Raw genomic sequence first — 10,523 nt, 5'->3', positions numbered from 1 at the left:
AGCGAGGACCTGGTCGCGTTCCTGCACGAGTTCCACCCAAACCCGCCCGCCTAGATCTGCCGCAGCGCGCCGCCGTCGACGGACCACTCCGCGCCGGTCACCTGCCCCGCCAGCGGCGACAGCAGGTACGCGATCACGCGCGCGACGTCGTCGGGCGTGCCCAACCGCCCCGACGGCAGCCGCCGGACGTCGCGCACGAAGTGCTCGACGGCTTCCTCCGGTGCCATCCCGAACTGCTCGGCCAGCTGGTCGCGGAATCCGCCCGGCGCGTCCCACAGCCAGGTCCGCGTCGGGCCCGGTGAGACCACGTTGGACCGGATGCCGCGCGGCCCGAACTCCACCGCGAGCGTCTTGGACACCGACAGCATCGCCGTCTTCGTCGCCGCGTAATCCACCAGCGGCACGTCCGGGAACCGGGCCGCCTCGCTGGCGACGTGCACGATGCTGCCCTCGCCGTGTTCCAGCATCGCGGGCAGCGCCGCGCGGGTCATGCGGATCGCGGAGTGGAAGTTCAGCTCGAACGTGTCGTGCCACTGCTCGTCGGTGACGTCCAGGAAGCTCGTGCGGGAGTCGAGGGCGCCGACGTTGTTGACCACGCCGTCGATCCGGCCGTGGCGCTCCAGCGCCGTTCGCACGACCAGTTCGGCCGCCGCCGGGTCCTTCAGGTCCGCCGCCACCGCGCTGATCCCCCGGCCCAGCGAGCAGATGTCGTGCGGTTTCCGGGAGGCTCCGACCACCTTGGCGCCCTCGGCCGCGAGCAGCCGCACGGCCGCCTCGCCGATCCCGGCCGAGGCGCCGGTCACGATGAACACCTTGTCCGTCAGTTGCAGGTCCATTGCACTCTCCTCAGGGAATGATCTTGCGGTTGCGGAGGTCGTCGAAGATCCCGAGGAACATCGCCTCGGTGTCGACGAAGTCGTGGAAGCCGAACCGGCGCGCCTTGGAGCCGTCGGCGAACATGTCGTAGTCCCAGGAGAAGACGAAGTCGCCGAATCCCCAGGACGAAACCTGCTGGTACGCGATGTCCTGCAGACCGTGCTTGGCGACCATGGCGTTCCACACCGGTTCCTTGTCCGCCATCACGGTCTCCAGTGACATCGGCAGCGGCGGTGCCACCTCCAGGCCGAAGTGCCCGGCGATCTTCGGCCACATCTCGCTCCACCGGAACAGGTCGCCGTTGTTGATGTTGAACGCCTGGTTCGCGGCCCGCTCCTCGGTCGCGGCCCACACGGTCGCCCTGGCCAGCAGCCCGGCGTCGGTCATCTCCAGCAACCGGTCGTAGGCGCCGGGTTTTCCGGGGAACCGCAACGGGATTCCCAGCTCCTTGGAGATCGCGGCGTAGACGGCGATCACCATCGCCAGGTTCATCGGGTTCCCCAGCGCGAACCCGGCCACCACCGAGGGCCGGATCGCCGTCCACGTCCAGTCCGCGCCCCGCTGCCGCCGCTCCAGGAAGTCCTGCTGCGAAGCCATGAACTCCGGCGGCATCGGCCGGGCGTCGGTCTCGCGCGCCGGGGTCCTGAACGGCCCGAGGTGCGCGCCGTAGACCTTGTAGCCCTGCATCAGGCTGATGTGCCGCAGGTCGCGGGCGACCGGTTCGACCGCGTCGACGACGTTGGTCAGCATCGCCAGGTTCGGCGGTACCAGCCCCACCCAGGTCGGCCGGTCCTGGTAGGCGGCGTAGAAGACGTGCGTGACACCGGTCAGGCCGCTCAGCTTGTCGCGGGTGTCGTCGGCGTCGAGCAGGTCGACCGACAGGTGCCGCACGCGGCCGGTATCCCGGCCACCGCGCCGCGACAGGCCGATGATCTCCCAGCCCTCCAAGGTGTTCAGGTGTTCCACCAGATTGCGGCCGATGACGCCGTTCGCCCCGACCACCAACGCGACTCCGTTGCTCATGCCCACAACACTGCGCCGGTTTGATCGATGAGTCCAAGGCTTGTTTTTACCGCAAGCGATAAGCTTTGCTCATGGCAAGCCTGCGTCAGTTCGAGTACCTGGTCGCGGTGGTCGACGAGGGCTCGTTCACCCGCGCCGCCGAGCGGCTGCACGTCACCCAGCCCGCGCTCTCGCACCAGATCCGCGCGCTGGAGCGGACGCTCGGCGGCCCGCTGCTGGAGCGCCTGCCCCGCGCGGTGCGGCTCACGCCGATGGGCCGGGCGATGCTGCCGCACGCGCGGGCCGCGCTGGCCGACGCCGAGCGGGCTCGGGTCTCGGCCAGGCGGGCTTCCGGGCTGGAGCGCGGAGAACTCCAGCTCGCGACGGTGTACTCGGTCAGCCTGGGCGTGCTGCCCGCCGCCCTCCGGACCTGGCGGCGGGAGCACCCCGGTGTCCACATCAGACTCTTCGAGCACCGGCACGCCGACGAACTGCTCGCCGCGATGGCCGCCGGGCAGGCCGACGTCGCGGTGGGCCCGCCGCCTCCGGGCTGGGACGGCCCGGTGCGCACCCTCGGCGTGGAGGAGTTCGTCGTGGTGCTGCCGGAGGACGATCCGCTGGAGGGGTCGGTGAACATCGAGCTCGGCACGCTCGCCGACCGGAGCTGGGTGCACTACTCACCGGGCAACGGCCTGGCCGAACTGGTCGACCGGGTCTGCGCCGCGGCCGGATTCCAGCCGTCGGCGGCGGTGCGCACCGAGCAGACCGCCGCCGCTCCGACGCTGGCCGCCGCCGGGCTCGGCCCGGCGCTGGTGCCCGCCAACGTGATCCCGCCCCGCTTCGACGGACGGCTGCTGCGACCGGACCCGCCCGTCCGGCGCACCCTGACCGCCTACACGCGCGGCAGGCCGGACCCGCTGACCACCGCGTTCGTCGACGTGCTCGCGCGCCGGGCGACCGTGCTGCCCGAGCACGTCCGCCGCAGGCTGCGGCTGGACTGACCACCGCTACGGCCGGAGCGACCGGATCGCCCACTCCACAGCGGACTCCGCCCCGACCTCCCCGGTCAACAGCCAGTGGTGGACCGGCGGCCCGAAGACCAGGTCGCGGACCACGTCGGCGGGCATCGGCCGCAGCACCCCGGCCGCCTGCGCGCGCTCGAAGGCATCGGTGACCACCGCGTCGCGCGGGCGCAGGTAGGTCGCGCATCGCCGCGGCCAGCTGTTCGTTGCGGCCGATCTCGGCGTACACGCCGAAAACCGCCCGGCCCAGCGGCGACCCGGCCAGGCGCCGGACGAAGGTCAGCGCCAGCTCGCCCAGATCGCGGGCGCGGGTCACCGCTGCCGGGAATCTCCAGCGGCGGCACCGATTCGACCAGCGCCTGGACCACCAGGTCGTCCTTGCTCGCCCAGCGCCGGTAGACGGTCGGCCTGCCGACACCCGCCCGGCCGGCGATCGCCTCGATGGTCAGCTGCGCGTACCCGCGCTCGGCCAGCAGCTCGGTTTTTTCCTGGCCTGGCTGGCCAACGACGCCGAGGAGTGGTTCACCATGGCGTCCGTCGCGCTCGGCGCGGCGAGGCTGATCACTCAGGCCCGGGGCACCCGCGCCCGGTCCTAGCGCAGGGTCTCCACCGCGTAGGCGGCGGCTTCCGCGACCAGCGCCTGGTCGTACGGGGCGTCCTTGGCGCTCTTGGTGGACATGACCGAGATGACCAGCGGCGCGGTGTCCGGCGGCCACACGATCGCGATGTCGTTGACGGTCCCGTAGTCGCCGGTCCCGGTCTTGTCCGCCACCGCCCAGCCCTGCGGGACACCGGCGCGGATCCGCTGGGCACCGGCGCCCGTGCCGTTGCGCTCCAGCAGATCGCGGAGGAAAGCCCGCTTCTGCTCGGGAAGCGCGTCTCCCAGCACGATCCTGCGGTAGTTCTCGCCGAAAGCCCGGGGCGACGTGGTGTCGCGCAGGTCCCCGGGGACGGCGTCGGCGATCGCGGGCTCGAACCGGTCCATTCGCGTGACCTCGTCGCCGAGGCCGCGCGCGTACGCCGTCAGCTCGGTCGGGCCGCCGATGTCGCGGAGCAGCAGGTTGCCCGCGGTGCCGTCGCTGAAGCGGACGGCGGCGTCGCACAGCTCGCGGATCTTCATCCCGGTCGCCACGTGCTGCCGGGTGATGGCCGAGCTCTTCATCAGGTCGGCCTCGGTGTAGCGGACCACCGTGTCCAAATGGGACATAGGGTTCCGGTGCAGCACCGCAGCCGCGGCCAGTCCCTTGAAGGTCGAGCAGAACGCGAAGCGCTCGTCCGCCCGGTGCGCGATGGCCTCACCGGTTCCGGTCGCGAGGGCGTACACCCCGAGCCGGGCGCCGTACTTCCGCTCCAGCTCGGCAAGGCGTTCGTGGTGCTCGGGCGGCGGAGGCGGCGGAAGCTGGGGCGCTTCGCCCTTCGCGCACCCGGCCAGCGGGAGCAACGCGGTCGCTGCGAGGAAACTGCGTCGGTCGAGGTTCATGGTCACCGCACCGCGTCCACGACGATCCTGGCCGCGTCCGCGAACAGCGCGTTGTCGGCCTCGGCGTCCTTCTCCGGCTTGCGCGTCAGGATCGCGATCACGATCGGATGCCCCTTGTCCGACCACGTCACCGCGATGTCGTTGGCGGACGCGTAGTCCCCGGTGCCGGTCTTGTCCCCGGTGACCCACCCCGGCGGCAGGCCCGCGCGGATGCGCTTGCCTCCGGTGGTGTTGGCGATGAGCCACTTCGTCAGCTGGTCGCGTTCCGGGGCGCCCAGCGCGTCTCCCACGACCATGGCGCGGTAACCGGCGGCGATGCCCGCCGGGGTCGTGGTGTCCCGCTCGTCACCGGGGAACGCCTCGTTGAGCTCGGTCTCCCAGCGGTCGAGCCGGGTGACGCCATCGCCGATCGAGCGCGCGAACGGCGCGATCGCCTGCGGCCCGCCCAGCTCGCGGAGCAGCAGGTTGCCCGCGGTGTTGTCGCTGAGGGTGATCGCGGCCTCGCACAGCTCGGCGACGGTCATCCCGGTGTCGACCCGCTTCTCGGTGCCCGGCGAGTTCTCGACCAGGTCCTCGCGCCGGTAGCGGATCACGCGGTCGAAGTAGCCGGTGGCCAGCGGGTGCGCGGCGAGCAGCGCTCCGGCGGCGTAGGTCTTGAACGTCGAGCACATCGCGAACCGCTCGTCAGCGCGGTGGGCCAGGGTGCGGCCGGTGGTGACGTTGGTCGCCGACAGGCCCAGCCGGAGGCCATAGCGGCGCTCCAGCTCCGCCAGCGCCGGGCCGAACCGGTCCGCAGGCGCGGGAGCGGGAGCGGCAGCGCACGCGCCCAGCACGGGCAGGGCCGCGAGTCCACTGAGGAAAGCCCGACGCCCTACCCGGTTCTTGTTCTGGTGCAAGGGAAAACTCCGTTCATCTCGGTGATTCCCAATCAAGCACCCGAACCGGTGGAAGCGCCAATCCGGACCTCCCGCAGGCCCGATAGCGAAACGCTATGGACGCTGCGTGCACGCTGCCGCCGTCGCCGGAAACCTTCGAAAAAAAGTCGCTCACAGCCGCCCGGAGCGCAGGTCCGTGACCGCGATCCGGGCGCATTCGGCGATCGCCGAATCGACCAGGGGCAGGAAACCGTCGGCGCGGGCGGCGAGCGTGAACACGGCGACGGCGACCGGGGCCTCGCCGTCGAACTCGACCACCGAGACCTCGTTGCGCACGGCGCCGATCGTCCCGGTCTTGCCCGACACCCGCACGCCCTGGAACGGGAACCCGGCGCGGACCCGGTACAGCCACGCCTGGTTGCCCATCAGCCGCCGGATGAACGCGCACTGCTCCGGCGAAGCCACCGCGTCGGCCCACACCAGCTCCAGCAGCCTGGTCATCTCGCGCGGGGTGGTCGCGCTGGCGTAGGACGGGTCGTAGGCGCTGACGGTGCGCGCGTCGTCGTTGTCGGCCAGCAGCGCGAACGCCTCCGACGCCGTCGCCGCACCGGTGTCGCGGATCAGCGCCGCGTGCGAGTCGGCGGTCCCGCCGACGATCCGGGTCCGCTCCAGGCCCAGGTCGGCGAGGGTGTCGGCGAGCGCGTCCAGCCCGACCTCGCCGAGGATCACGTCGGCGGCGGAGTTGTCCGACACCGCCATCATCGACGCCGCCAGGTCCCGCCAGGACAGCGTCACCGGGTCGAGGAAGACGGCCAGGCCGGTCGGCCCGGGCGTGCAGGAGGGCGGGTTGATCCGCACCGCCGCGCGCGGATCGATCCGGCCCGCGTCGAAGGCCCGGCACAACGCCACCAGCAGCGGGAACTTGTAGACCGAGGCCGTGACGACGGCATCGTCGGCGCCCACGCACACCTCCCGGGCGGACGGGCCCGCGAGCTGCTTGGCGTGCACCCAGCCCTCGGCACCGGCGTCCCGCAGGACCTCCCGGATCCGCTGCTCGACGCTCATGACCGCTCCCGCCGCAGCGCGGTCTCGACCGCCGCCACGACCGCGTCCGGCGGGCCGGCCTCCGACCGGACCAGCCGGACCCGCAGCGCCAGGTCGTCCCCGGCCGCCGGACCCCGCACGACCCCGGGCACCCGCAGGGACGGATCGGTGGTGAGCGCGAACGCGCGGCCGGCGGCCACCGCCGTGACCGCGGCGCGGTCGTCGGCGGCTGGGAGGAACACCGGGTCGAGGCCCTTGGCGCGCAGGGTGTCCAGGAGCAGGTCGAACGCGGCCGTGCCGTGCCTGCGCGGCGCGGTCGCGCAAGCCAGGCCCTTCAGCGCGCGCAGCGACCCGCCGTCGGCGGCCGGGTGCCCGGCGGGCACCAGCAGCCAGCGCGGAACCCGGATGACCGCGCCGCAGTCGAGCGTCCCGATCAGCGCGGGGTGGTGCACGACCGCGCAGTCCAGCCTGCCCGAGGTGACGGCGTCGACGAGATCGGCCGTCGGCGCGGTGGTCGTGATGACCGTCGACGGCGCGGCGCCGCGCACCTCGGTCGTCACCGCGGCGACGTGCCAGTCGCTGAGCGCCGGGACCACGCCGATCCGCAGCGCACCGCGGCTTTCCCGCAGCCGCAGGGCCTCGGCCTCGAAGCTCTCGGCGTCGGCGAGCAGGTCGCGCGCCCGCGGCAGCAGGGCCGAGCCCGCGGTGGTGAGCTGGGCACCGCGGGAACCGCGGGTGAGCAGGGTGACGCCGAGCCGGGCCTCCAGCCGCTGGACGCCCTGGGACAGCGGCGGCTGGGTCATGCCCAGCCGGTCGGCCGCGGAGCCGAAGTGCCCTTCTTCGGCGACCGCGACGAAGAAGCGCAGGTGACGTAACAGGTCCACGGGTTGGATCCAAGCACGGGCGTGGTTCGGCCGGTTCCGGTGCCGTGCGGCCGGGCTCAGCCGCCCACCGCCGACCGGACCAGTCCCGCAGTGGCTGTCGCCGCTTCGAACCGCTGCAACGACTCGGCCAACGCCTCGCTGTCCAGCGCGTGCAGCGCCTCCAAGCAGCCGGCTGCGCCGTCGCGCGCCTGCGCGATGAAGGTCCGCCGGCGCTCTTCCGCATCCGGGTCGGAGATGCCGAAGAACTCGTCGGCCTCCTTCGCGATCCGCTCCGCCTCCGTGCAGAGCGGCTCGATCCGGGTGACGTCGGCCGATCCCCGCACCTGCTCCAGGTAGCTCCGCAGATCCCCCCAAGTGGACTCGAAGCGGTCGAGGAGGCTCAGGCCGCCGTAATCCGCCCACCGCTCGGGAACCTGCGGCGCGGGTGGGGCCGGTTCGGGCAAGGGATCGGCCGGTTCGCCGCGCGCGACTTCGCCGCTCCAGACGTCCACTGCTGCCACGGTTCGCACCGCCTCTTCGAGCCACGACAGCGACGCCGCCAGGCGGTCGATGTCGCGCCGCGCCAGGCCGTCCCGGCAGTCCCGGCCGACTTTCCCCAGCTGCGCCGGGAAACGCTGCCAGTGCTTCTGCGCGACCTCGTCCGGGACGCGGAGGTACCCGGCGACGTCCTGGCCGATCCGACCGATCTCGACGCAGACCGGGTCGGCTCCCGCGGTGAAGGGATCGGCCTCGTCCAGCTTCCGCAGGAGGTCGTCGGTGGTGGTGTTGAACCGGTCGATCAGCTCGCTGCCGCCGTACCGCCGCCAGGCGAGCACCTGGAACCGCCTGACCTCGTCCGACGAAGCGGTTCCCTCCGGGGCGGCGACGATGCCCGGTACCCCGGGCGGTGCTGCCGTCGGGGGCAGGTCGGAGTGGACGACCGCCTGCGACACGGCGATTCCTGCCGTCACAGCGCACAACGCCCCGACGCAGACGCGGCGGGCGACCATCCTCCCGGTCCGCGGTTCCGCTTGCTCCGCCGGAGCTTTTCCCTTCGCACGGCCGAACGCGGTCCCCACAGCGGCCGCGATGACGGCCGTGATCGCGGTGATCACCAGCACCGGGGTCAGCAGTATCTCGAAGTACCCCACCACCAACTCCGGGCGCCAGCCGCAGGACGTCCCGAGCGTGTTCAGCGGCTCGACGCATCCGTCCGCTGACGCGAGCACGAACGCCCCGGCGACGCCCACCAGCGCCGCGGTCTCCGCCGCGATGAGCGTGACGAGCAGCCGGAACCGCCCGGCCAGCGCGCTGGTCACGGCACCGGTCACGGCGGTCATCACCACCAGCGCCACGAACAACCAGGCGATGTAGATCAACTCGTGTAGGCCGCCCGCCGCTCCGAAATCCGGCAGCAGGCCGTGCATGTGCGCCTGAGCACCCGCCACCGCGACCCAGCACGCAACCCCTCCCAGCAGACCCGGCAGCAGCACCCGCCGCAGCGTCGACCCCGTCTGCTTCGCCGTCCAGGCCAGCAGCGGCACGACCCACAGCGCGGCGACCGCCGCGAGCGCGAGCGGCACCTTGGTCATGCTGCCCACCACCGGGATCGCCGCCGCGATCGCCGACAGCATGACCTGGTGGTCGGCGGCCGGACCGGGATAGCTCCGCGCCAGCCCCTCGCTCACGCCCGCGAGGTCGAACGGTCGCCCCGCCACCAGCAGCGCGCCGCCACCGAGCCACCACGAGAACCACGCCGACAGCACCAGGCACCCGGCCGCCAGGCACAGCGCCATCGCCGGACGCAGCGTCCGCTCCCGCCGCGCCGAGATCCACAGCTCCGCGCTCTGGCTGGTCCACCAGGCGAACACCGCGCCCGCCAGCACCACGAGCAGGAAGAACTCGGGGTGCGCGGGGATCCAGTCGTGGATCACCTCCTGGCCCGTGACCAGCTCGCCGACGGCGACCCCGGCGCCCAGCCACAGCCCTGCCCGGACGCCGGAAGGCGCCGGGCGCGAGGTGAGCACGGCGTGCACCACCGCCCGCCACAGGACGGTCCCCGCCACCCCGGCGACCAACGCCGAGGCGACCAGCGCGGCGACCTGATCACCCCACCAGCCCGCCAGCTCGTACTGCTTCAGGTAGCGCCACACGTGGTAGTTGATCAGCGCGGCGGCGGCTCCGGTCAGGAACATCAGCAGCGTCCGCACCGCGAACAGCGTCGCCGGATCGTCCAGCGCCTCCCGGCGCAGTTCCCCACGCGGGTGCGTGCCCCACAGCTCGACGAACGAGCGGAGCGCGCTCCTCAGCGCGCCGCCGGTCCCGGCGGGTCCGGCGACGGACCAGCCCCGGGGGTCCGCGCCCAGCGCCATGGCGGTGCGGTCGGCGTAGATCTCCCTGGTGCGCAACACGTCCGAGCGCACCAGGAACACCAGCACGACCATGACCACCGTCAGCAGCAGGTTGCGCGTCACCCCCGGCGCGTAGCTGGACCACAGCGGCGTTCCCGCCCCGTTGGCGAACAGGTAGACGTTGCGCACCAGGAAGGGCAGCAGCGCCAGGGCCAGGAACACCCGCCACAACGCGATCGTGGCGTAGGTGATCGTGACGTCGCGGTTGCGGATGTGCGCGAGTTCGTGCAGCACAACCGCCCGGAACGCCTCCGGAGACCCCTTCCGGCGCGCGACCAGCCCACCGTGCAGGCACACCGTGGGCCTGCGGTTGCTGCCGAACACCACGGCGTTGGTCGACATGGCCGAAGGGTCGACGACGAACCGCGGCGCGCGGGCCGGCCCGGCCACCTCCACCAGTTCCGCCAGCGTCCGGCGGAGGTCGCCGCTCCCGTCGACCGACTCCACGGGGACCACCCGGCCGCGCCGCGATTTCCAGGCGGCCAGGCCGAAGAACAGCGCGGCGGCCACCGCCGACAGCAGCACCGGCCACCCCAGCGGCATCCACCACGGCGGAGCCGGTGCGTAGCGCTCCACGCAGGCGTCGTAGGCACTCGCCTGGTCGATCAGGCTGATCGAGGTGGCCTGGTCGGTGCCGTCGCCCGGATCCCACCCGGCGGCCAGCGCGCAGCCCCAATCGTGCGAGTCGGGCAGGCCGATGCCGATGAGGTCCAGCGCGATCGAACCGCCGGCCACCAGCAGCAGAACCACCAGCAGCACGAAGCGCACGGTCGTTCCCGCGCTCAGCACCCGCTCGTCGACCGGCTGCCCGGCCATCACCGACCGCCCGGCAGGGCTCCCGCAGCGACCACGATCCCGGTCCGATGGGCGTCCGTTCCGGAGTTCACGTCGTCCCCCCGCTCATCGAGGTTTGAGCGACGCTAGCGGGACGCGATGAAATTCCGATGAAC

8 protein-coding genes and 1 pseudogene are annotated in these 10,523 nt (G+C 72.6%); 1 reads left to right on the top strand and 8 read right to left on the bottom strand.

Going from position 1 to position 10,523, the window contains the following annotated elements; genetic code table 11:
• Positions 1–50: 50 nt before the first annotated feature.
• Positions 51–836, bottom strand: a complete 786-nt coding sequence (locus ABD691_RS02845; protein ID WP_344677753.1) for an SDR family NAD(P)-dependent oxidoreductase — start codon at positions 834–836, stop codon at positions 51–53.
• A gap of 10 nt (positions 837–846) precedes the next feature.
• Positions 847–1,899, bottom strand: coding sequence for an SDR family oxidoreductase (locus ABD691_RS02840; RefSeq protein WP_344677752.1), 1,053 nt, complete (start codon positions 1,897–1,899; stop codon positions 847–849).
• A gap of 71 nt (positions 1,900–1,970) precedes the next feature.
• Between ABD691_RS02840 and ABD691_RS02835 the strand changes: the two genes are divergently transcribed.
• Positions 1,971–2,879, top strand: a complete 909-nt coding sequence (locus ABD691_RS02835; protein ID WP_344677751.1) for a LysR family transcriptional regulator — start codon at positions 1,971–1,973, stop codon at positions 2,877–2,879.
• A gap of 6 nt (positions 2,880–2,885) precedes the next feature.
• Here ABD691_RS02835 and ABD691_RS02830 read toward each other — a convergent pair.
• The 6 genes and pseudogenes from ABD691_RS02830 to ABD691_RS02805 all read right to left on the bottom strand — a co-directional run.
• Positions 2,886–3,077, bottom strand: a pseudogene (locus tag ABD691_RS02830) (TetR/AcrR family transcriptional regulator C-terminal ligand-binding domain-containing protein); the annotation flags it as partial.
• A gap of 415 nt (positions 3,078–3,492) precedes the next feature.
• Positions 3,493–4,380: a class A beta-lactamase gene (bla, locus tag ABD691_RS02825; RefSeq protein WP_344677750.1), complete on the bottom strand. Its 888-nt coding sequence runs from the start codon at positions 4,378–4,380 to the stop codon at positions 3,493–3,495.
• A 2-nt stretch (positions 4,381–4,382) separates the two neighbouring features.
• On the bottom strand, positions 4,383–5,276 hold the full coding sequence (bla, locus tag ABD691_RS02820; protein WP_344677749.1) for a class A beta-lactamase: 894 nt from the start codon (positions 5,274–5,276) through the stop codon (positions 4,383–4,385).
• Positions 5,277–5,426: 150 nt separating this feature from the next.
• Entirely contained in the window at positions 5,427–6,320 is an 894-nt protein-coding gene (locus tag ABD691_RS02815; RefSeq protein ID WP_344677748.1) for a serine hydrolase, read from the bottom strand.
• The gene (locus tag ABD691_RS02810; protein ID WP_344677747.1) at positions 6,317–7,183 is read right to left on the bottom strand and encodes a LysR family transcriptional regulator; all 867 of its coding nucleotides are present in this window, start codon (positions 7,181–7,183) and stop codon (positions 6,317–6,319) included. Before ABD691_RS02810 ends, ABD691_RS02815 begins: the two co-directional genes overlap by 4 nt.
• Positions 7,184–7,239: 56 nt before the next feature.
• Entirely contained in the window at positions 7,240–10,389 is a 3,150-nt protein-coding gene (locus tag ABD691_RS02805; RefSeq protein WP_344677746.1) for a M48 family metalloprotease, read from the bottom strand.
• Positions 10,390–10,523 lie beyond the last annotated feature (134 nt).

The organism is Saccharopolyspora taberi, assembly GCF_039534165.1.
GTDB lineage: Bacteria > Actinomycetota > Actinomycetes > Mycobacteriales > Pseudonocardiaceae > Saccharopolyspora_D > Saccharopolyspora_D taberi.
Note: the sequence above shows the minus strand (reverse complement) of the source record. Positions and strands in the feature narration are given on the sequence as shown.

Coding starts and splice junctions, on each gene's coding strand:
- ABD691_RS02845 (WP_344677753.1), bottom strand. CDS start 836: ATGGACCTGCAACTGACGGACAAGGTGTTCATCGTGACCGGCGCCTCG.
- ABD691_RS02840 (WP_344677752.1), bottom strand. CDS start 1,899: ATGAGCAACGGAGTCGCGTTGGTGGTCGGGGCGAACGGCGTCATCGGC.
- ABD691_RS02835 (WP_344677751.1), top strand. CDS start 1,971: ATGGCAAGCCTGCGTCAGTTCGAGTACCTGGTCGCGGTGGTCGACGAG.
- bla (WP_344677750.1), bottom strand. CDS start 4,380: ATGAACCTCGACCGACGCAGTTTCCTCGCAGCGACCGCGTTGCTCCCG.
- ABD691_RS02815 (WP_344677748.1), bottom strand. CDS start 6,320: ATGAGCGTCGAGCAGCGGATCCGGGAGGTCCTGCGGGACGCCGGTGCC.
- ABD691_RS02805 (WP_344677746.1), bottom strand. CDS start 10,389: ATGGCCGGGCAGCCGGTCGACGAGCGGGTGCTGAGCGCGGGAACGACC.